This window comes from Pedobacter sp. NO84 (assembly GCF_059703915.1).
Map to the genome: position 1 here is coordinate 1,074,926 of NZ_AP046575.1, position 22,462 is coordinate 1,097,387.

19 protein-coding genes are annotated in these 22,462 nt (G+C 38.2%); 9 read left to right on the forward strand and 10 right to left on the reverse strand.

The features are described from left to right. Positions 1–2: 2 nt before the first annotated feature. Positions 3–1,247 carry an ABC transporter permease gene (locus AC6H0V_RS04795; protein WP_497563361.1) on the forward strand — a complete coding sequence of 415 codons (1,245 nt, stop codon included), beginning with the start codon at positions 3–5 and terminating at the stop codon, positions 1,245–1,247. A gap of 257 nt (positions 1,248–1,504) precedes the next feature. Here AC6H0V_RS04795 and AC6H0V_RS04800 read toward each other — a convergent pair whose 3' ends face one another. Continuing rightward, positions 1,505–2,704 (reverse strand): pyridoxal phosphate-dependent aminotransferase, encoded by a 1,200-nt coding sequence (locus tag AC6H0V_RS04800; RefSeq protein ID WP_497562577.1) that lies wholly within the window; start codon positions 2,702–2,704, stop codon positions 1,505–1,507. Between the two features lie 76 nt (positions 2,705–2,780). Here AC6H0V_RS04800 and AC6H0V_RS04805 point away from each other — a divergent pair, with 76 nt between their 5' ends. From AC6H0V_RS04805 to trxA, 6 genes are read left to right on the forward strand one after another with little or no spacing between them, the layout of a single operon-like run. Next, positions 2,781–3,797: a cation diffusion facilitator family transporter gene (locus tag AC6H0V_RS04805; protein WP_497562578.1), complete on the forward strand. Its 1,017-nt coding sequence runs from the start codon at positions 2,781–2,783 to the stop codon at positions 3,795–3,797. Then, entirely contained in the window at positions 3,794–4,228 is a 435-nt protein-coding gene (locus tag AC6H0V_RS04810; RefSeq protein WP_497562579.1) for an NUDIX domain-containing protein, read from the forward strand. The genes AC6H0V_RS04805 and AC6H0V_RS04810 overlap by 4 nt, the downstream gene beginning before the upstream one ends. Positions 4,229–4,232: 4 nt before the next feature. Continuing rightward, a complete protein-coding gene (locus AC6H0V_RS04815; RefSeq protein WP_497562580.1) occupies positions 4,233–5,114 on the forward strand; it encodes a CPBP family intramembrane glutamic endopeptidase in 882 nt (293 codons plus the stop codon). Beyond that, entirely contained in the window at positions 5,111–6,379 is a 1,269-nt protein-coding gene (gene bioA, locus AC6H0V_RS04820) for an adenosylmethionine--8-amino-7-oxononanoate transaminase (RefSeq protein ID WP_497562581.1), read from the forward strand. Before AC6H0V_RS04815 ends, bioA begins: the two co-directional genes overlap by 4 nt. Then, a complete protein-coding gene (locus AC6H0V_RS04825; RefSeq protein WP_497562582.1) occupies positions 6,379–7,005 on the forward strand; it encodes a hypothetical protein in 627 nt (208 codons plus the stop codon). Before bioA ends, AC6H0V_RS04825 begins: the two co-directional genes overlap by 1 nt. 53 nt (positions 7,006–7,058) lie before the next feature. Then, on the forward strand, positions 7,059–7,355 hold the full coding sequence (gene trxA / locus AC6H0V_RS04830) for a thioredoxin (protein ID WP_497562583.1): 297 nt from the start codon (positions 7,059–7,061) through the stop codon (positions 7,353–7,355). Here the strand turns inward: trxA and pdeM are convergent. From pdeM to AC6H0V_RS04850, 4 genes are all read right to left on the reverse strand, one after another. Next, complete coding sequence (pdeM, locus tag AC6H0V_RS04835) at positions 7,352–7,990, reverse strand: ligase-associated DNA damage response endonuclease PdeM (RefSeq protein WP_497562584.1); 639 nt, start codon at positions 7,988–7,990, stop codon at positions 7,352–7,354. The genes trxA and pdeM overlap by 4 nt on opposite strands. 132 nt (positions 7,991–8,122) lie before the next feature. Continuing rightward, positions 8,123–10,603, reverse strand: coding sequence for a ligase-associated DNA damage response DEXH box helicase (locus AC6H0V_RS04840; RefSeq protein WP_497562585.1), 2,481 nt, complete (start codon positions 10,601–10,603; stop codon positions 8,123–8,125). Continuing rightward, positions 10,600–12,189: an ATP-dependent DNA ligase gene (locus tag AC6H0V_RS04845; protein ID WP_497562586.1), complete on the reverse strand. Its 1,590-nt coding sequence runs from the start codon at positions 12,187–12,189 to the stop codon at positions 10,600–10,602. Before AC6H0V_RS04845 ends, AC6H0V_RS04840 begins: the two co-directional genes overlap by 4 nt. Then, entirely contained in the window at positions 12,186–13,205 is a 1,020-nt protein-coding gene (locus tag AC6H0V_RS04850) for a ligase-associated DNA damage response exonuclease (RefSeq protein ID WP_497562587.1), read from the reverse strand. Before AC6H0V_RS04850 ends, AC6H0V_RS04845 begins: the two co-directional genes overlap by 4 nt. A gap of 125 nt (positions 13,206–13,330) precedes the next feature. On the opposite strand from AC6H0V_RS04850, the gene AC6H0V_RS04855 reads away from it, so the two are divergent. Together AC6H0V_RS04855 and AC6H0V_RS04860 are read left to right on the forward strand one after the other, a co-directional pair. After that, positions 13,331–13,960, forward strand: coding sequence for a SatD family protein (locus AC6H0V_RS04855; RefSeq protein WP_497562588.1), 630 nt, complete (start codon positions 13,331–13,333; stop codon positions 13,958–13,960). Next, positions 13,941–14,654 (forward strand): DUF3307 domain-containing protein, encoded by a 714-nt coding sequence (locus tag AC6H0V_RS04860; RefSeq protein ID WP_497562589.1) that lies wholly within the window; start codon positions 13,941–13,943, stop codon positions 14,652–14,654. Before AC6H0V_RS04855 ends, AC6H0V_RS04860 begins: the two co-directional genes overlap by 20 nt. A gap of 120 nt (positions 14,655–14,774) precedes the next feature. Here AC6H0V_RS04860 and AC6H0V_RS04865 read toward each other — a convergent pair whose 3' ends face one another. Genes AC6H0V_RS04865 through AC6H0V_RS04885 form a run of 5 tightly spaced genes read right to left on the reverse strand, consistent with a single transcriptional unit; the run spans position 14,775 to position 22,461 of the window. Then, on the reverse strand, positions 14,775–16,949 hold the full coding sequence (locus AC6H0V_RS04865; RefSeq protein WP_497562590.1) for a S9 family peptidase: 2,175 nt from the start codon (positions 16,947–16,949) through the stop codon (positions 14,775–14,777). Between the two features lie 9 nt (positions 16,950–16,958). After that, positions 16,959–18,827, reverse strand: a complete 1,869-nt coding sequence (locus tag AC6H0V_RS04870; RefSeq protein ID WP_497562591.1) for an LTA synthase family protein — start codon at positions 18,825–18,827, stop codon at positions 16,959–16,961. A 59-nt stretch (positions 18,828–18,886) separates the two neighbouring features. Then, positions 18,887–19,567: a hypothetical protein gene (locus AC6H0V_RS04875; RefSeq protein WP_497562592.1), complete on the reverse strand. Its 681-nt coding sequence runs from the start codon at positions 19,565–19,567 to the stop codon at positions 18,887–18,889. Positions 19,568–19,588: 21 nt separating this feature from the next. Further along, positions 19,589–20,368 (reverse strand): enoyl-CoA hydratase/isomerase family protein, encoded by a 780-nt coding sequence (locus AC6H0V_RS04880; RefSeq protein WP_497562593.1) that lies wholly within the window; start codon positions 20,366–20,368, stop codon positions 19,589–19,591. A 5-nt stretch (positions 20,369–20,373) separates the two neighbouring features. Further along, on the reverse strand, positions 20,374–22,461 hold the full coding sequence (locus tag AC6H0V_RS04885; RefSeq protein WP_497562594.1) for a ComEC/Rec2 family competence protein: 2,088 nt from the start codon (positions 22,459–22,461) through the stop codon (positions 20,374–20,376). Position 22,462: the final 1 nt, after the last annotated feature.

Here is a 22,462-nt window from a genome sequence, read left to right on the forward strand (position 1 = left end):
TGATGATGATTTTTAGACTAATAGGCGAAAGCTTCAGATTTGCTTGGGACGCACTACGCCAAAATAAATTAAGGACGGCACTTTCCCTATTGGGCATTACCATTGGTATTTTTATCATCATTGCTGTGTTTACCGGCGTTGATACGATGCGCAGCAAGATCCAGAGCAGCGTTGACAAACTGGGATCCAATACATTATTTGTACAAAAATGGCCATGGATCTTTAGTGATAATTTTCCTTGGTGGAAATATGTGAATAGACCTGAACCTTCTATTAGAGATTATGATGCGCTAAAAGACCGCATGGATATGGCTGTTGGTGTGTGTTATCAAGTAGGGGCTAACGGAAGAACCATAAAATATAGGAGCAATAGTGTAGAAGGCATTAGCTTAAATGCTGCCACCTTCGAATATGATAAAACCTGGGACCTCGAATTTCAGGAAGGAAGATATTTTACCGAAAGTGAAAGCAGGTCGGGCGCACCGATTTGTATATTAGGCGCGGCAGTGAGCGAAGGTTTATTTGATGGCGAAGATCCAATCGGTAAACAAATTAAAGTAATGGGCAGAAGGATGACGGTTGTTGGAGTGTTTAAAAAAGAAGGAGATGACATGATGGGCATGTCGCAAGATAAAAATGTGCTCATTCCGCTTAATCTGGCGAAAAGTATTTTCGATATCAATAGTGAAAGGTACGATCCATTTGTTACAGTAAGAGGTAAAGAAAACATCAGTTTGGAAGAGGTTGAAGCGGAGTTAAAGGGCCAGATGCGGTCTATCCGTAGATTAAGACCCGGACAGGAAGATGATTTTTCGTTAAATAAAACTACTATGCTGTCTAATCAGCTTGACATTATGTTCCAGGCGGTAAAAATTGCAGGTTGGATCCTGGGAGGGTTTTCAATTTTGGTAGGTGGATTTGGAACAGCAAACATCATGTTTGTTTCTGTAAATGAAAGGACTAATATTATTGGGATACAAAAATCATTGGGTGCCAAAAATTATTTTATCCTTTTCCAGTTTATTTTCGAATCGATTGTTTTATGCTTGTTGGGAGGCTTGTTAGGACTAGGATTGGTCTATATTGGCACACTGGTCGTCTCCTTGGCGGCAGATGTGGATATAGTGCTCAATTTTAGCAATATCCTTCTGGGAATTAGCGTGTCTGTTATTATCGGCGTAATTGCTGGCTTCTGGCCTGCTTATAAAGCTTCACGATTAGATCCGGTAGAGGCGATAAGGAGTTGAGTTGGGAGTTTGAAGTCGGAAGTCGGAAGTCGGAAGTCGGAAGTCGGAAGTCGGAAGTCGGAAGTCGGAAGTCGGAAGTCGGAAAAATTTGAGCATCTAAAGTTAGTGAACTTTACTCAGCGCATTGTATAAGACTTATATTTTACTATTTATAACCAAACAAAAAAGAGGACCACTGATCCTCTTTTTTGTTTTGCGAGCCAACTCCCATGTGAAAACTCCCAACTGAAAACTGTGCCAAAGGAATCCCTGCAAGACTAATTGGTTAACTTAGCAAGGGCCTCCTTAATTCTTCTTAACGCTTCCACTAAATTTTCATCTGAGGCTGCATAAGAAAGGCGGATATAATTGTTATTGCCAAATGAATCGCCTCCTACGGTCGCAACATGACCAACGTTTAATAGATACAACGCTAAGTCGGAAGAATCTTTTATTACATTTCCCTCCGCATCTTTCTTACCAAAGAATGAACTTATTTCTGGGAAGAAGTAAAACGCACCATCAGGTAAATTGGTTTTCACCCCTGGGATATCATTTAATAAATCGTAAACCAATAATCGGCGCCTAGCAAAGGCTTTTTTCATTTCGAGTACCGTTTCTAAACCTTGTTCATAAGCCACAATTCCGGCACGTTGGGCAATAGAACAAGTTCCAGAGGTGGTTTGCCCTTGCATTTTGTCATTTGCGGCTGCGATTTCTTTGCTTGCAGCAATGTATCCCAATCTCCATCCTGTCATTGCAAATGCTTTAGAGAAACCATTTACAATAATTACACGGTCTTTAATGCTCTCAAATTGGGCGATAGACTCATGTTTATCAATAAAATTGATATGCTCATAAATTTCATCCGATAAGATGAAGATGTTCGGATACCTTTCGAAAACTTTTACAAGAGCGGCCAGTTCTTCTTTGCTATATACTGATCCAGTAGGATTACAAGGAGAAGAGAACATAAAAAGCTTTGATTTTGGCGTAATAGCTGCTTCTAACTGCTCGGGTGTAATTTTAAAGTTGCTTGCTAAATCGGTATCGATAAACACAGATTTTCCTTCGGCAAGAACAACCATTTCTGAATAAGAAACCCAATATGGAGTAGGGATGATCACCTCTTCCCCAGGATTGATCAAAGTAAGAATTACGTTAGACAAAGATTGTTTCGCACCCGTAGAAACAACGATCTGCGAAATATCATAATCAAGATTATTTTCGGTCTTTAACTTATTGCTGATGGCTTTGCGCAGTTCTGGATAGCCCGGAACTGGCGAATAATGGGTATAATTTTCGTCTAATGCCTTTTTGGCCGCATCTTTTACGTGTTCAGGAGTATTAAAATCTGGTTCTCCAATGCTTAAACTGATTATGTTAACACCTTTTGCTGCTAATTCTCTACCAAGCTTAGTCATTTTAAGAGTCGCAGATTCAGACAAGCTATTAATTCTTCGGGATAAAAACGTCATAAATTTTATGTGAATGCGCAAATATAAAAATCATAGACGATTAGCTACTAAAAAAAGATAATTTTCGTATAATTTCATGTCGAAACTGTACTTTTGCCAATCAAAATATCAAAATTTGCAACCTACAAAAAAAGCTATTCTTATCTCACTCTGTGTAAGCGTCATTTTGATGCTGGCAAAGTTTGCAGCTTATTTTTTAACCAATTCTAATGCTATCTTAACCGATGCTGCCGAGAGTATAGTAAATGTTTTGGCCAGTTCATTTGCTTTTTATAGTATTTACTTATCAACCTTGCCAAAAGATGAGAACCATCCGTACGGGCACGGAAAAGTGGAATTTTTTTCGGCGTTTGTAGAAGGTGTGCTGATTGGAATTGCAGGCATCATTATTATTTTAAAAGCGGGATACGACCTGGTTTACCCCAAAGAAATTAAACAGTTATATGATGGTGCCATCATTATTGGAGCTACCGGACTGGTTAATCTATTGGTGGGATTTTATTTGATCAATACCGGGAAAAAGAATCGTTCCTTAACATTGGAAGCGGATGGAAAGCATTTATTAACGGATGCTGTGAGTAGTGGGGGCCTAGTGATAGGAATTATTTTAATTCAGCTTACCCAGATTTTGTGGCTTGATACGGCAATCTCTATCGCCCTTGGCATCTATATAATCTATAACGGCTATAAGTTAACCAGAAAATCAGTGGGTGGATTAATGGACGAGAGTAACATCGAACTAGTGTATGATATTGTTCGGATCCTACAAGAAAACAGAGCGCCTAGCTGGATAGATGTACATAATTTAAGGGCCCAACAATATGGCACCGAACTCCATATCGATTGTCATGTAACCTTGCCCTACTATTTCGATTTAACAACGGTGCATCAGGAAATCTCAAATATCGATCATCTCATAAACGGAGCAAGTGCTTATCGCACAGAACTCTTTATCCATGCCGATCCCTGCTTGCCCGCATGTTGTAACTATTGTAAAATGCCAAATTGCCCGGTTAGGCAAGAAGATTTTAAAGGCGAGATCAGATGGACGATGGAAAATGCTACCAAAAATCAAAAACACTTTAGCCAATGAGTTACTTTAACGTGAGAGTTTACGGTTTGTTGATAAATGCACAGAATGAAGTGTTGTTAAGCGATGAATATGAGTATGAGCAGAACTTTACAAAATTTCCTGGGGGTGGACTAGAATTGGGCGAAGGTTTGATCGACGCACTTAAAAGGGAGTTTATGGAAGAATGTGATGCCGAAGTTGAAGTAACCGGACATTTCTACACCACCGATTTTTATGAAAAATCTTCCTTTAACGAAAGTCAGGTGATTAGCATCTACTACTTGGTTAAAGCAGTAAATACACTGCAATTACCATTTAAAACAAGGGTCTTTGATTTTGATCCTAATTCTAACCAGTCGTTTAGATGGGTTAAGATAAACGAGCTATCAGAAACGGATGTTACTTTTAAAACAGATCAAACCGTGGTTAGACTTCTAAAAAATTCCATTTAATATCATGTTAAAGAAATTGCTCTTTTATTCAATGCCATTTCTTAAGGTATTGTTATTTATCATTTTTCTCCTTTTATGCGCTATTCCATTCGGATTATTAACAGAGCTTGGTGTAATTAATGAAAGCAAACTCCATCCTCTAGCTTTCGACATCCTTTCAGAAGCCATTGTAGTATTAATTGTTCTAAGCGCGTTGTTGATGATTTTTAGGGTTTTTAAGCAGTATGATTTTGAAACCGTTTTTATCGTTAGAAAAAAAATACTTTCAGCATTTGGAAAAGGTACGTTGATCGGGGCAGCGATTATGTTGTTGTGTGGAGGAATAGCTCTTCTTGCTGGAAATGTGTCTTTTACTTGGGGGCACAGCAATATAATGTTGGTTTTGGGATACCTATTGTTCTACATTTTAGTTGCTGTCTTTGAAGAATTTACTTTTCGTTCATTTCCCTTAATGGTATTCGGAGAAAGGTATCCCACGTTTGCGGCAATAGTACTAACGAGTGTGCTCTTTGGCGCTGCACATATGGCAAATCCTGGGTTTACATGGGTAGCAATGATAAATATTGCGTTGGCAGGGGCACTCTTCTCGATGCTCATTTTACTTAAAAGAAACATTTATTGGGCGGTCGGGATCCATTTTGGATGGAATTTTACACAGGGTGTGTTGTTGGGATATAAGGTAAGCGGAACAGATCCACCTGGTATTTTGGTTGCCCATCCTCTCGGTAATACCTATCTTTCAGGAGGTAATTTTGGGATTGAAAGTTCTATTTATTGCACAATTGCGCTTTTGATTTTAATCCTGTTTTTATTAATTCGTTATCAAATAAAACCTGTTGTTGTGGCTGAACCAATGGGTGGAGAGGAAGAAAAGGCACTAGTATGAGTTTAATTAAGCGCGATAAACAAGTAATCTGGCATCCTTATACTCAGATGAAAAATGCCCAAAATCCAATCCCAATAGTTAGAGGCGAGGGCGTGTATTTATTTGATGAGGATAATAAAAAATATATTGATGCAGTGTCTTCGTGGTGGGTAAATATTCACGGACATGCACATCCACATATTGCCCAACAGGTTGCCCAACAATTAAAAACTCTTGAACACGTAATTTTTGCCGGGTTTACGCACGAACCTGCGGTAACTTTAGCAGAGCGATTATTGCCCTTACTGCCAGGAAAACAAGAAAAGATTTTTTTCAGCGATAATGGATCTACAGCGGTAGAAGTGGCTTTAAAAATGTGCCTCCAATATTGGAACAATAGTGGTAGCACCAGTAAAAAAAAGGTGTTAGCATTTAAGGATGCCTACCATGGTGATACTTTTGGAGCCATGTCTGTGAGTGGGAGAAGTATTTTTACCAATCCATTCACCGAAATGCTATTTGATGTAGAGTTTATCGATTTGCCTATTGCAGATAATATCTCACATCTCATATCTCACATCTCAGATCTCCAAGCCAGCCTCGCTTGTTTTATTTTCGAACCTCTCATATTAGGTGCTGGAGGGATGCAAATGTATGAGGCTAAATACTTGGATCAATTGCTATCCTGTTGTGCTGAAAATAATATTTTAACCATTGCTGATGAGGTAATGACGGGTTTCGGTCGTACGGGAACGTATTTTGCTTGCGAACAGTTAAGCTACCATCCAGATATCTTTTGTTTAAGCAAAGGACTTACAGGGGGCACCATGCCACTTGGAGTTACGAGCTGTAATGATCAGATTTTTAATGCTTTTTTGAGCGATGATAAATTAAAGACACTTTATCATGGACATTCCTTCACGGCAAATCCAGTGGCATGTGCAGCTTCATTGGCTAGTTTAGATCTATTATTGGATGAGGGAACCCTTAAAAATATTAAGAGGATTGAAAAAAAACATGCCCAATTTTTCGAGCAGATTAAAAATCATCCAAAGGTTAAAACAGTACGACAAACGGGTACCATTATCGCGATAGAGTGGCAAACAGATAATGAAACCTCTTATTTAAATGGCTTGAGGGATGAGCTTTATAATTATTTTTTAGATAAAGGAATTGTGCTCAGACCATTAGGCAATATCGTTTATATCTTACCTCCATATGTAATTTCAGATGAAGATTTGATGTACATTTACGCAACTATCAAACAGGCTTTAGACGAAATATAATGCAATTAGCTCCCATTCTAGAAAAAATAATTAGCGATAATGCCTTGCATTCCAAATGGTTAAATACGCTTTCTTTTATGGAAAATGCAGGCGCCCGAAAAATTTCGGCATCCGAGCATAAGGAAGAAGTTACGTTGTTAATTTTAAAGCATGCTGCAGAAGAACATCGTCATGCCTACTACCTTAAAAAACAATTGGCAAAGCTTGATGAAAATGTATGTAAAACGTATACAAATGAAGAGCTCTTAGTGCCAAGTCATACCCGTTTTTATTTAAATACGCTAGATGTAAGGGTGTGCAGATACTTAAAAGATCACTTTAATTTAGGAGGGTCCGGGCTTAAATTTGCAGCATATCTATTTGTAACCTATGCCATAGAAGTAAGAGCTGATGAACTTTATCCTGTCTATCAAGATGTACTGAGCGCATTAGGAAGTAAAGTAACAGTAAAATCAATTATTTTAGAAGAGGAAGGACATTTAGAAGAAATGTTAAATCAGCTCCGCGAGTTTGATGCTGATTGGGAAAAACATGCGATAGAGATTGTAAAGATAGAGGAGGCGATGTTTAATGATTGGATGTTAAGCTTACAAGAAGAATTAGCGAAGCGCAGATTAGCTAATTAGCTAATTTTCAAACTTCACATAAAGTTTATTGTTTTTAAGTTAAACTCAGTACAATGTCAAAATTCTCAGAACTTATAAATAGTGACAAACCTGTTTTGGTTGATTTTTTCGCCGAATGGTGCGGACCATGTAAGATGATGATGCCAATCTTAGATCAGGTGAAAAGCCAGATAGGAGAAAAAGCGGCAATCATTAAAGTTGATATTGATAAAAACAGGAATGCAGCCACAGCCTACAACATTCAAGGTGTTCCTACGCTCATTTTATTTAAAAATGGAAAGCAGATCTGGCGCCAGAGTGGGGTGGTACAGGCAGCACAACTTAAACAAGTTATAGAAAGCAATAGTTAAACCTTAATTACTTTGCTGGGTGTAACTGCGTAAACCTGTTCTTGTGTTTTAGGTTTCACCATAAATAATCCTGTAAATACACTAAAGGCGGGCATTACAGCATAGTCTTTCCCAAAGTAAAAACATGGAAATTTTAAGCTTTGCTTCGCTTTACCAACTATGGTAATTCCGGGATGTACATGCCCACTAATAGGATAAAGGTTTTCTTCTGTGCATTTAACGGTATCGTGAATAAAGCAGAATTGAGGGGTGCAATAACTGGGTTCGTGAATTTCGATACCCAATTTTTGGTATTGCGCAATGGCCAATTTATCATGATTTCCTTTCACCAGCACCAACTTTAAATTCGGGTATTGTTTTTTCCAATTTTCAAAGTCATCTACATCTGTATTTACATCATGGTGAAACATATCGCCATTGATAAGCAAGGTTTTAGGTTGATATCTTTCCACTAGAAAGGTTAATCGCTGCAAATCACTTTGTGCTAATGTAGACGGCACTTGTAATCCAGCTTTGCGGAAATGCGCCGATTTACCTAAATGTAGGTCGCTAATGGCCAAAAGCTGTTGTTGCGGTAAATATATTGCCCTTTCTTTGTCTAAAACTAATTCTTCGCCTCTAATCGTGATCGTCATTTTCTATTTGTAGCTGTTTGGGAGGTGGTTAATTGTTGAACTGTTGAACCGGTTATTGTTAAATTGTTGATCTGGTTAATTGTTGAATTAGTAAATTGTCTCAACTCCCAACTCCCAGCTCCAAACTCTCTACTACTTAAACACCTCCACTTTCATCCGTTCTATCCGTTGTTCTAGTTCTTCGGAACTCATGTTTGCCCTTAAACTATCCACTTTTATAGGAAAGGATAGCGGTGTAAATCTTTTAGGGTGTGTAATTACGATCGTACTTTGTTGAATTCGTTGTAGCGCAGCAGCTAATCTAGGTTCTTCCAGTTGATGGTAAAAAACTTCATCGTATGCTTGGCGCAAAAGTAGATTATGTTTATCAAAATCGCTAAAAACGTTGAAAAATAATCCAGCTGAAGATTGCAGATGTTTATTAGCAACATATTTTCCAGGGTAACCCTGAAAAACTAATCCGGAGATACAGGCAATATCCCTAAACTTTCTTCTTGCCATTTCGGTCGAATTGATGCTCAGTTTAATGTCTGCGGTTAAATTTTCGGGAGAGAAGACTTCATAGGCAATGGCATCATCCATTGGGATTTCGATATCACTAAGCAGTTCGAAGCCATAATCGTTCATGGCCAGAGAAAAAGTTATGGGTACCAATTTACTTAGCCGATAGGCGATGAGAGCAGCTAAAATCTCGTGGACCAATCTCCCCTCGAAGGGATAGGCAAAAAGATGAAAGCCCTCTTTATTATTAATCATTTCTATTAGCAATTCGTCATTTCGAGGTACATGCGAACGCTCTTGCTGCACCAAAAATAAGGGATACACCACATCCAGTTCTTCTTCTTGATGCGTTTTGTTGAGCACCTCATTGTATTTTTTTCTCAGCACGGCACCCAGGTTTGAAGATAGCGGCAATCTTCCGCCCAGCCAACTAGGAGACACTGCTCTTTTTTGTTTGCTTTTTCTTACAATAACCGTCATATCTTTAATGTGCACAAACTCTAAAATTCTTCCCGCGAGCGTGAAGCTATCTCCGGCATTTAGTTTAGATACAAAGTATTCTTCAATCATTCCAATATATCCGCCGGTAAGAAATTTTACTTTTAGCATGGCATCACTCACTATTGTACCGATATGCAGACGATGTCTCATGGCAATTTGCCTGTTTTTTACTTTCCACAGCCCGTCTTCTTCGTCTTTAGCTACTTTTTTAAATTCTTGATAGGCGCTTAAACTATCCCCTCCAGAAGTAATAAATTGCATCATCCATTGCCATTCTTCGGGCAGTAACAGCTTAAATGCGTGGGTCTGCTTCACTTCATTATAAATCATCTCATCGTCGAACCCATCTCCTATGGCAAGGGTTACGAGGTATTGGACCAACGTATCAAAAACCATGATCACTGGCTCTCTACTTTCTATATTATTGTCTTTTGCGGCCTCTTTAATGGCAGCTGCCTCCACCAGTTCGAGCGCATGTGTAGGGAGGAAGTATATTTTGGATGTTTCACCTGGGGAGTGGCCAGATCTTCCGGCGCGTTGTAAAAAACGTGCAACCCCTTTCGGCGATCCAACCTGTACCACGGTATCTACGGGTTTAAAATCTACGCCAAGATCCAAAGATGAAGTAGCGATAACTGCTTTTAACAATCCCGTATGGAGTGCGTCCTCAATCCAATTACGAAGCTCGAAATCTATTGACCCGTGGTGAATTGCGATTCTTCCTGCTAAGCTGGGCTCCAGATTAAGCAAATGCTGATACCACATTTCGGATTGGCCTCGAGTATTGATAAAAATCAGGGTGGTTTTGCTCTTTTCTATGATGGGCAATAGTTTGTAGGCCAATTTTAAACCTAAATGACCGGCCCAAGGCAATGTTTCAATGCCATCGGGTAAGATAGATTTTATTTGTATTTTCTTATTGAGTTTGGCCTTGATGATAATTCTTTTGGCATTTAAATCGGGTTCAATTACATCCAGTGCTTCTTCAATATTGCCAATTGTTGCAGAGATGCCCCAAACCCTAAGGTGTTGCTGCTGTGCTATTTTTTGGAGGCCCTTTATCCTTGAGATTGCCAATTCTACCAGCACTCCCCGTTTGCTGCCCAACAGTTCGTGCCATTCATCAGCAACGATGCATTTTAGGCTCTTGAACAGTGTTGATGACCCTTTTTGTGCTAATAGAAGATGCATGCTTTCGGGAGTAATCAATAATATCTCGGGCATTGATTTTTTTTGTTGCAGTTTTTCTGCCTGCGAGGTATCTCCATTCCGAACTGCCACATGCCAATCGAGCTCTAATTCTGTTAGTACCTCTCGCATAGCCCTGGCAATATCTTTGGCAAGTGAGCGCAGTGGGGTAATCCAGATCAACTGAAGGCGATCTTGAGCCTTTTTCTTATCTTTTATTTCTGCTAAATTGATCCCTTCGATTACCACAGCCAAAAACAAAGAAAAGGTTTTCCCAAATCCAGTGGGTGCATTAACCAATCCACTATAGCCATTGGCATAATATTGCCAGGCTTCTTCCTGAAACTTAAAAGGTTTTTTTTGATCTTTTTTTAGCCATTCGATCACTTTTTGATAGCCCTTGCTTTTGGTGAGAGTAATCATGTAGAATGCAGCAATTGTTTAAGATCATCTAACGTATTAATTTCATCGGCTTTCTTATCCTTTCGCCATCGGGCGATACGTGGAAACCGTAGGGCTAATCCTGCTTTGTGCCTTTTGCTTTCGGCGATGCCCTCAAATGCAATTTCGAAAACCAATTCTGGTTTTACGGTACGTACGGGCCCAAATTTTTCGATCGCATTTTTATTCACGAATGAATTTACTTCTTTTATTTCTTTATCTGTTAAACCCGAATACGCTTTTGCGATCGTTATTAATTGATCACCATCTCTAACCGCAAAAGTATAATCGGTATAGAAATTTGCTCTTCGGCCACTTCCTTTTTGCGCATAAATCATCACGGTATCTACGGTGTAAGGATTGATTTTCCATTTCCACCAATCGCCACGTTTACGCCCAGTATGAAAAATAGAATCCAATTTTTTGAGCATTATACCTTCACTATTTAGTTCTCTAGCGCTTTGTCTTAGTGTAGCCAATTCCTCCCAGCTTTGGAACTGGATTACAGGAGAGAGCAATACGATTTCTTTGGTGCTTAATTTATCGATGAGGTTAACCAAAATTTTCCTTCTGTTTTCAAGTGGTTCTTGTCTTATATCAACGCCATTATGTTCCAATACATCATAGGTAAAGAAACCAATAGGAGCATCATTTAACTGTGCTTTATTAATTGTTTTTCTGTTCAGTCTTTGTTGTAAGGTACTAAATGATTGAACTTTACCATCTTTAACCGAAAGTATTTCTCCATCCAAAACAGTTCCATCCGGCAGTTCATCTTTCAAAAAATGAAGTTCCGGAAATTGGTCGGTTACCAATTCTTCGCCCCGCGACCAGATAAACAGTTCGCTATTTCGTTTTACAATCTGTCCGCGTATTCCATCCCATTTCCACTCGGCCTGCCATGTAGTTGTTTCTCCTAGGCTTTCGGGTTCAGTATCAAGGGCATACGCTAGGCAAAAGGGGTATGGCCAAGAGTTATCGGTGTTTACGTGCGCACCTGCAATAAGCTGTTGATAAGTGATTTCATTAGGCATCCATTTACCCATGATACTATGCATGATCTTACTACTATCTTCATCACCTTGTTTGGCAATGGCATTGACCAGCATTTTATTAGAAACACCAATTCTGAAATTACCCGAGATGAGCTTGTTAAAGATAAAGCGTTCTTGGGTATTAAGGCTGTTCCATGCATTTAAAATATAGGCTTTTTTAACCTCATCTGTTTCGCCATGTAATTGAGATAATTCTGTAATCCATTGGTGCAGCGGTTTATCAACAGCATGTTCGGCGGGGGGTAAGACCAGAGCTATGGTTTCGCTCAAATCGCCAACGCTATGGTAGCTTTCGGAAAAAAGCCATTCGGGGATCCCGCTCAACTCTATTGCCCATTGTTTTATTAAAGCTGTATTTACAGGTCTTTTTGGTCGTTTGCCAGTAAACATTGCAATTACATAGGGTTTGTCAAGATCATCAGCTTCTGTAAGATAAGCTACCAATGCGGCAATTTTGTCGTTGGTTTTATTGCTGAGCTCAAGCTCTTGGATCAATTGCGAAAAACGTTTCAAGAGGCTTGTTCTGGTTTGGTTAAGGTTTCGTCATCGTCTTCGGCGCCATATTTAGTGGTTACTTCTTCGGCCGCGATTCCGATTTCATTTAAATATTTAGAAAACACTGCCGTAGAACCATGCGTTACATATACTTTTTCGGCACTTGTATCTTTAATGGCTGATAATAATCCAGGCCAATCAGCATGGTCACTCAACGCGAAGCCCGCATCCGCACTGCGCCATCTTCTTCCTGCTCTTACCATCATCCAGCCCGAGCAAACTCCTACAGCGGGCTGTTGAAGGCTTTTTACCCATCTTCCATCGGCCAATGCTGGAGGGATAATTACTATTCCCTTTTGAAGTTCATCCTTCTTAGTTTCTGGAGTAATTCTTATGGTATCGGGGAGGTTTACTCCAGCTTTGATAAAAGCCTCGTTGAGGTTGGCGATAGAATTGTGTACATAAATTGGTGCTGCTCCTTCAAGGTTTTTAATCAATCGTTGGGCCTTTCCTAAGCTATAGGCCACTAAAATGCTTGTTTTTTGTTTACTGTGATTGTCAGCTACCCAATTTTTGATCTGATCGAAAATAAGTTCCTGAGGCTGCCAATTGTAGATGGGTAGGCCAAAGGTACTCTCTGAGACAAACGTATGGCATTTGATGGGTTCAAAAGCTGTGCTGATCCCATCATACTCTATTTTATAATCGCCAGATACAACGCAGATTTCTCCTTTGTATTCTAATCTGATCTGTGAGGAACCGATTACATGCCCTGCGGGAAATAAACTTAATTTAACCCCATTTATATCGATTTGCTTGTTGTAGGGAAGTGTTTCTACATTTTGGTCCAAATCATAGCGTTGTTTTAGGATGGGTTTGGTTAATTCATGGCATAAATAATGTTTATTGCCCCATTTCACGTGGTCTGCATGCCCATGGGTGGTTACAGCATAATCTACTGGATGCCAGGGATCAATATAGAAGTTGCCCTGCTTGCAATAAATACCCTTATTTGTGAATTTGATGAGTGCCATGCGATAATAACCAATAAAGGATAAATAAGTTTTTAAATTATTATCGGGTAAATAGCCGATAAATTAAAATATCGGGTAAATAGCCGATAATTGGAAATATCGGGTAAATAGCCGATATTAGTAAAATGATAGCTGTAATTACAGGAGATATAATCAACTCCAGAACCTTGCCAGACGATTGGATCAATACGCTTAAAGGCGCATTAGAGTCTTTATTCGGCAAAAAAACGAAATGGGAAATTTTCCGTGGCGATAGTTTTCAAATTGAATTAAGCGCCCAAAACGCCTTGATACATGCCATTTATATTAAAGCCTGTATTAAAACCATAAAGAAAGCTGATGTTCGGATTGGTATTGGGATAGGGAAGAAAAGTATCGAATCAGAACGGGTAACAGAAGCAAATGGCGAAGCATTTATCAATTCTGGCGCTGCTTTTGATACCTTAAAAGTAAACAAAGTGAATATGGCGATCAAAACGCCATGGCCAAAGTTTGATGATGATATTAATTTATCTATTCGATTAGCTTTAATTGCGATGGACAGTTGGGGGCAAATTTCAGCAGAAATGGTTAAATATGCCATCGAAAACCAAGATACCAAGCAAAATAAAATAGCCAAAATATCTGGAAGAAGTCAATCATCCGTAAGTGAAGCCTTAAAAAGAGCCCATTTCAACGAAATATTGGAGCTTGAAAATAAATATAGAATTCAAATCATGAAATTAACCAAGAGCAATGGAAATCGTACTGCTTAAACTTTTATTAGCCCATATGTTAGGGGATTTTTTTCTTCAACCTAATGCCTGGGTAGTAGACAAGGAAAAAAAGAAATTAAGATCGGGGAAATTATACCTCCATATTACACTCCACATCGCCTTAATTTTCTTGGTGTTCTTTTCATTTGAGGTGTGGAGAATCGCTTTGCTTGTGGGTTTATTACATGGGGTAATCGATGCCATTAAGTTGATCTTTCAAAGAGAAAAAACAAAAAGGATTTGGTTTTTTGTAGATCAATTTTTACACCTTATCGTAATTGTAGCCTGTTGGAATTATTATTATCGGATAGCCTTTAATTTCGATTTCCTGCAAATGAGCAGATTTTGGCTCCTTTTTGTGGGCGCCTTAGTAGTAACCTCGCCGGCTGCAGTGTTTATAAGAATAATCATTACCAAGTGGATACCCCAAGAAAAAGGAGGCTCAAAGATTACACATTCCCTCCAAGATGCTGGTAAATTTATTGGGATTCTAGAAAGGTTGCTCATCTATCTTTTTATCTGTACCCATCATTTTGAAGCTGTAGGGTTCTTGCTGGCCGCGAAATCTATTTTTAGGTTTGGAGATTTAAAAGAAGCACATGATCTTAAACTAACCGAATATGTACTTATCGGAACCTTGCTGAGTTTTGGTGTGGCGTTAATTGTATCCTTAGGTGTGATGAGCTTGGTTTAGCTAAGGGTGGTTGCACAAAAAAGGTTGGCTATACTGCCAACCTTAAGAACTTTAAACTAAACTTACGAAGTTTGCTAAGCTTAGAGCGATAGAAACTTCGTAAGTTTAATCATCTGCTAATTACCTTGCACCTGGCGGGCAATTTTCTTTTAAAAATTTAGTAAAGGTTAATGAGAGGTGCTGGCTGGTACCTTCGCCTTCGAAAATGCCATGTGTACGGTTGGGATAGCTCATTAACTGAAATACTTTCCTGTTTTTAACCAATTCATTGATTAACATTTCGGCATTTTGATAATGGACATTATCGTCGCCAGTGCCATGTATATACAATAAATTACCTTGAAGATTTTTTGCATAGGTAATAGGAGAGCCCTTAACGTAAGCTTCTGTGCTAGGAAAAGGAGTGCCCATGTACCGTTCCTGGTAAATATTGTCGTACGTTAACTGATTGGCTACTGCTGCAACCGCTATACCTGTTTTATAGATTTCTGGATATTGAAACAAAAGGTTTAATGTAGAAGAGCCTCCTCCGCTCCAACCATGTACCGCCACGCGATCTTTATCCATAAAAGAATAAGTGGCCAATAGCTTTTTAGTAGCCATTGCCTGATCCCTGATGTTAATAATACCTATGTTCTTATAAATGGCTTTTCTCCATGCTGCGCCCTTTGGTACTGGTGCGCCACGGTTATCCATTGAAATGTAGATATAACCATCTTTAGCCATGTCGCCGGCATAAAGACCATTTCTACCCGCACCCCACACATCAGCAGCGGTTTGTGAAGCTGGTTCGCCATATACATAAAATACAACCGGATATTTTTTACTAGGATCGAAATTGTCTGGTTTTTTCATCCACCCATCCATTTCTATGCCATCTTCGGTAGTTACCTTAAAAAACTCCACTTTATTTTTAATAGGGGGTTGTTTAGCTATCTGACTGGTTATACTACCCTCCATGGTTAATGGATTATTGGTAGTAAAATTCATCCATTCTGTTACTGGAGCTATTACAGCGCTGTTGTAACTATGACGTGCAAACAAGCCATTGGGCGAGATGGAATAACTGTGTGTGCCCGGTAAAATAGAAGGTGTAACCATTTCCAGTTTCCCTTTTCCATCTAGCTTGGTTTTATACAAATATTTTTGAGTGGCATTATTGGGAGAAGCCATGAAATAAACCATGTTGTTTTTCTCGTCGATAAGATTAACGCTTATCACATCATAATTGCCTTTTGTAATTAATGTTTCTTTTTTGCCATCTCTGCTAATGCGATATAAATGAGTATAGCCATCTTTTTCTGTTTGCCAAACAAATTCTTTATTGCCATTTAACCAAACCCAACCATCAGTGGCATCGATCCAAGCTTTATCGTTTTCTTTATAGATTTCGGTGATGCTTCCCGTTCCGGCATTGGCAATAAACACTTTGCTTTCGTTTTGCTCGCGATTTAATTGCTGCAAAATAACCTCATTACTATTCGGAATCCATTCCATTCGGGGAATATAATGTTGCACATTATCGCCAGGAACAGCTAACCAATTCGTTTTAGCCGTTTCTACAGATACAATACCTAATTTGCAAGCAGAAGGATCTTGACCAACTTTAGGATATTCGACCAATACATTAAAAGAATAGATTGAATCAGTATTGTTCATCATTAAAAAATTCTTGATTTTAGTAGCATCAATTTGCCAATAGGCGATGGATTGTCCATCAGGACTCCATCTAAAACCATCTAAACAGTTAAATTCTTCCTCATATACCCAATCAAAAGTTCCATTGATCATTCTGGCAGTACCATTGGTAGTTAATGCTTTGATCGCACCGCTTGCCAAATCTTCTACGTATATATTGTGTTCGCTTACATAGGCAACTTTAGATCCATCAGGAGAAAATTTAGCAAACATGAGTGATGAAGCTGGCTTGCCCTTTCCGATCTGTGTTAATTTATTGTTGGTGATATCAGCAACCCAATAATCTCCCCGGCTATCCTGGCGCCAAACCCTTTTGGTATTGGTATAGATTAATGCCTTTGTGCCATCATCTGTTAATTGAAAGCTCCGAACTGCTATCGGACTTGAAGAATTAGCTGGGGTAAGCAGGTCCCTTCCAATAACGGTTTTGCGTTCGCTCTTTGGCAAAGTAATCGTAACAATTTCTCCGCCAACGTTTTGGTAATAACTGTTTCCGTCTTTGGTCCAGTTGATACCGCCTCTTCCTTGTGCATTAACGTTTGTACTACCAAGTAGGAGTACACTGGCTAATGTGATAAATAAATTGGTGATTTTCATTAAGGTTTATTATAGTTTTATAAATGTTTGATAAGCAGTTTGAAGGTAAGATTGGCCCAAGTTCAAGTTAATATTTGTTAGAACACTATCTTTTGGATTGCTATTGTACAAAATATTTTTGCCAATATTATCAAATGTAACACAATGTTTATCATTGATAAAGCCCAACCCATTATCCCAAGTAAAAAAAGCAAAGTGATTAATGGTGGGATTAAGCAAATTTTTGCTCCAAACGAAATCTTTGCAGGGAATCTTCAATTGCGTTAATAAGGTAGCCGCAACATCTTGCTGACTTCCAGTTTGATTAAATTTAACACCTTTATATTCATCTTTAATCACGTCACCATAAAAAAGCAGCGGAATATGATAGCGTTGGGGCTGAAATATCTCATTTTTATTTTTTGGATAGAGATGCCCGTGGTCTGCGACAAAAACAAAAAGTGTATTTTTATACCAAGATTGCTTTCTTGCATCGGTTAAATAGGCCTTAATGCAAGAATCGGTATAGTAGGCCGTACTTTTAAATTTCTGAATGATATCTGCATTTCCAAATTTAGGTTGTGTAGGTAATTCAAAAGGCTCATGATTGGTTAAAGATAATATCGTTGAGAAAAATGGCTGTTTAGTTTGATTAAGGTCATCAAGCTGTTTATTAAAAACCAGCCCATCATATGCCCCCCATTTAGAGTTCATGTCCTTTTTTTCAAAATTGTTCTTATCCACTAATTTTTGGTACCCGTGGCTCAAAATAAAAGCCTTATAATTATCAAACTCTGATTCGCCCCCATAAAAAAATGAAGTTCGATACCCTTGTTGAGCGAATTTTTGACTGATTCCTGGGAGCTTTTGCATTTTTTCTGGCCATTTTACGAGACTTCCTGTTCCTAGGGTAGGGAAGCCGGTTAAGACGGCAATCAATCCCTTATCGGTTCTATTTCCTGCAGCATAGATCTGATCAAAAAGTACTCCATCGTTAATTAGGCTATCAAAACCAGGAGTGATCCCATCTTCATTTCCTAATGTTTTGGTTAGATCAGCAGTAAAACTCTCCAATATAAAAATAACCACATTTGGGCGTTGCGTTTTTAAAATGGAAAGCGTGGTGTCTGTCTTATTTTTAAAAAGAGTTGAAATTTTTTCTGCAGCATCTTTATCTTCGAAATACAGATATGGATTTTTATTGGTTTTTGATGCTGCCAAAATACTGGACACGAAATTCCACTCTGTATTTAATGATGCTTGGTTAAGTAATTGGTTTTTTGAAAAATAAGCCATGCTTTGGCTATTTGGGGCAACATCTAAACCGCCTCTAATGCCCAGAAAATTAACAACGATCAATAGGGAGGCGACAGTTGCTTTTAACCAAAATGGAGTTTTAACAAATTCTACATTTCTTTTAGCTATTAAAAATTCCAGGTAAAATCCAATTGCGATTAAAATAACGAATACCGAAAAAGACAGAAAAAGTGGAGATGAGGCACTTGATGCCAACGCTTCTCCAGGAGCTTCAACTAAAAAATCGAGCACTTTAACACTAACTTTATTGCCCCACTCCCGATAGGTGTTAAAATTGATAATGGCGAGCAGGCTGAATAGCACCACCAGAACTTTCGAATAAATGGAGACCCATTTAAAACTAACTACGGATTTTTTCGAAAAGAAATAATGATAAATAAAGATGAACAAAGGGATTACCGCAAGGTAGGCCGCCATCGACACATCCAATCGCAAGGAATGATAAAAGGTAAGAATTTTCTCGCCAGTTGGAATTCCCCTTAGTTTTTTATGGAAAATGAAAAGAAAGATAAACCGGTCTATGGCAAAGAATAGAAGCCAAAATAAAAAAAAGCGGACAAAAAAAATCAGGCTTTTAAACATGGCGCAATTTAATAAAAAGCCACGAATAAAAGCCTGTTTAAGTGAAGTGCTGAGCGTTACTACTCGCCTCCGCCCGGACGCATTGCCTGAATTTCTTCCATAGTTTTATATTCATAACCTTTAGGAAGATCAGTTGTTAGCTCTCCAACTTTAGATTCGCTAACAGATTTTAAGGTGGATACCGTTTTTACACCATTGATAAAATGAGTATACACTAAAAGGGTTCCTTTAACATCTTTAAATTGTTCGCCATAATATCCAGCAGGTAACTCTACGTCGGTAGTTGTCCAAAGTTCATAGGCGTTTCCTTTATCATCTTTGTACGTATATTTTTCTGCATTGTAATCGCCAATCATTTTTTTCTCACCAGTAGCTTTAAAATCGCTAAACTTTGGAGAGCTTGCCTTTGCTTTTTCAACATCTTCTTTTGTTTGTTTAATTGCATACTGCCATTGGGCGATAGGCACATCTAATAGCATTACGCCGGTTTCGGTATGGTAGTTCATGATAAAAGTAAGTGTAGCTGGCCCATTTTGCATTGTAAACTTACTAAGTTCTGAATTAAAACTTGCTTTTGCTTCGGTAGGTAGCATGGCAGCGGTTTGCTCTTGCCCAGCGTCAGGACTATAAACCATCTTATAAGTGATTATTCCTTCAGCTATTTTCTTTTGTGCTTGGGCGATAATAGCGGTACTGATTAAAATTGCGGCTATTACACCAGTTTTGATTGATTTAAACATAATTATAGATATTAGTATAGTTTACCATTTAGTTTTTTCCTTGTTAAGAAATGAAGAAACTCCTTTTTTGAAATCCTCACTTTCTCTTACTCTTGCATTGATCTGAACCGCCATATCCAAACTTTTTTCTAACCATGGATAGGTGGTCTGATTAATAAGTTGTTTTGTTACCATTAACGCATTTGCGGAAGTGTTGTTGCACAAATCTATAGCAAATTCATTTACCCTTTGAGCAATTTCCTCCTTATTTGTTACAAAAGTAATCATGTTATATTTTAGAGCCTCAGTAGCCGAAAATAATTCTCCTGTTAATAAAACTCTTTTAGCAATAGTTTCACTCGTTTTACGCATTAAAAAACACGATACCAATGCTGGTACAAACCCTAGCTTAACTTCCGTATAGCCAAAATTTGATTCTGGAGTAGCAAAAATAATATCACATACCGTTGCTAAACCACAACCACCAGCGATAGCGTGCCCCTCTACTTGAGCAATTACAACCTTTGGCAAATAGCAGATAGTTGTAAAAAGTTTCTTTAATTGATTTGAATCGGCTAAATTCTCTTCGTACGAGTTTTGCTGCAATTGTTGCAAATAGGCCAAATCTGCGCCTGCACTAAAAACACTGCCATTTGCCTTCAAAACTACTACCTTCACGGCATCATCTTCTTCTGCCTTCAGCAAATTAGCAATGAGCTGGGCAACCAAGTCAGGGTTCAAGGCATTACGTTTATCTACCCGATTTAGGGTAATTGTGGCAATTCTGTCTGCAACTGTATATAAAACCAGATCCTGTGCCATATCATTTAATTAAGGTCCACCAAATATGCCTTATTTTTCTTTAAAGTGTAATATTTTAGCCCAATTTTATTTGCTTCATCCTCATATTTCGTAATTCGATAATCTTTGCTAGCGGCATCAATCAATAACGTTGGAAACAAAAGTTGCTCTTTTAGTTCCTTAATGTGCTGTCGTGGATTTTGATGCAGCCAAACCAGGTTAAATTTCGGGCGCATTGCAATTTTTTTATAATTAAAAGATTGGTCCAAAAGTAAAATCTGAACCTTATAAAAGCATATTTGATGCTCGGTTTTAATAAATGACTTAGACATAGTATCCGTTTTCCAATCTATAAACTCAATTTTCCTGATTTGTAACTGGTCTAAGGCAGGCTTAACAAAAAACTCATAATTTTTATCAGTATCTCTTAAGTCGGTTACTAAAATGGAGTGTAGTCCATCAATAAACGCAACCGCATAATTCTTCTGTAAACTAAAACAGATTATTTTTCTTTGGTTAAACATTATTATTTTATGGTATCCTGCGTAGGCTTGATAAACTGTTAGTATAATAATCGCTGTAATTAAAAATCTTTTTTTATAGTTTATAAGTGCTAAAACCAAGGTTACAAGAAATAAGCTGAGTAAAACGAGTTGCCATTTGTCTATCCAGATGGTATCAATTCCAGAAAAGGGGAGATTGGCGATCCATTTCAACCCCTTGTTAGTAAAAGTGATAATCCATTCGAAGATCGGCGCCAAAAAATAAAGTCTAAGCAGGAGGATGCCAATTCCTAAATACATCATTGCAGTTAATGGAAGAAGGATAAATAAATTGCTGAAAATGAAATACAGCGGAAACTGATGAAAATAATAGATGCTAAGTGGAAAGGTAGTGAGCTGTGCAGCTAAACTCAACGCAATAGTTGCCCATAATTTATCCATTACTTTGTTTTTGAAATAAAACCAATGGTAGATTTTGGGCTGAAGATAGATGAGTCCAAAAACTGCTAAAAAAGACAACTGGAAACCGACATCCCATGCTAAAAATGGATTATAAACCAAAAGACAAAATGCGGTAAAGGCTAAAATATTATAACTATTGCTCGTTCTGTTAAATGATTTTGCTAAAATATAAACAGTAAGCATTACGGCTGATCGGAGCACCGAAGGCGAGAAGCCTGTAAGTAAAGAATAATACCATATCAATGCCGAAATCACAAAGAGCTTTATAATTTTCAATACCGTATTGCTGTTCAAAAAAAATAAAGCCCAGTTTAAAAAGATATAAATGATACCAACATGCATTCCCGAAACTGAGAGCGCATGTATTGTTCCTGTTTTGCTATAAGCGGATAAGGTTTCTTTGCTCAGATCTGCTCTATAACCCAATACTAAGGTACTTGCCACCGCAAACGCTTCATCATTATGGATTAGTTGTCTGTAGATTTCTACCTGCCTTTTTCTCACAGCTAATGCATATTTAATTATCGGATTTCCCTGATGGGTATTTAAGAGTATCAGCTGATCCTGATCGATGAAAGCCTGATGGTAGATGTTTTTAGTGGCGAGCCAAGCCTTAAAATCAAATTCCGCAGGGTTATACACGGGTTCAATTGGAGAATACCTGGCTATAATAATGAGTTCATCCCCATAATTTAATTTAAGTGGATTTGAAGAGTCTAATTTTAATGAAATTAAAAGTTTCCCTGTTGCCTTTTCTGGTTTATGAGGTGTAAACGCAGTGATCACGCTTGCTTCAAATCTTAATATACCATGGTTCAATTGTGGCTCATTGCTAATCCAGATCTTTAAACAGGTGGGGGATTTCTTTGCATAATATGCTGTGCCAAATAGTTGGATGTTGATGAGGCATATTAAACTACCAAATGAGCACCAACAAGCAAAGCACAAAGGGCCTGTAATCTCCTTAAAATTGTATGCCTTTAAATTTTTATAACAGACATTTATAATTAATAAGCTACAAAAAAGGGCTATAGTAATGAGCAAAAAAAAGCTAATAAAGCTCGGTCTTTGAAAAACATAAGCCACATAAATGCCTATGAGTAACGGCACTAAAATTCTCACGAAAACAAGCTCAGACTTATAATTCATC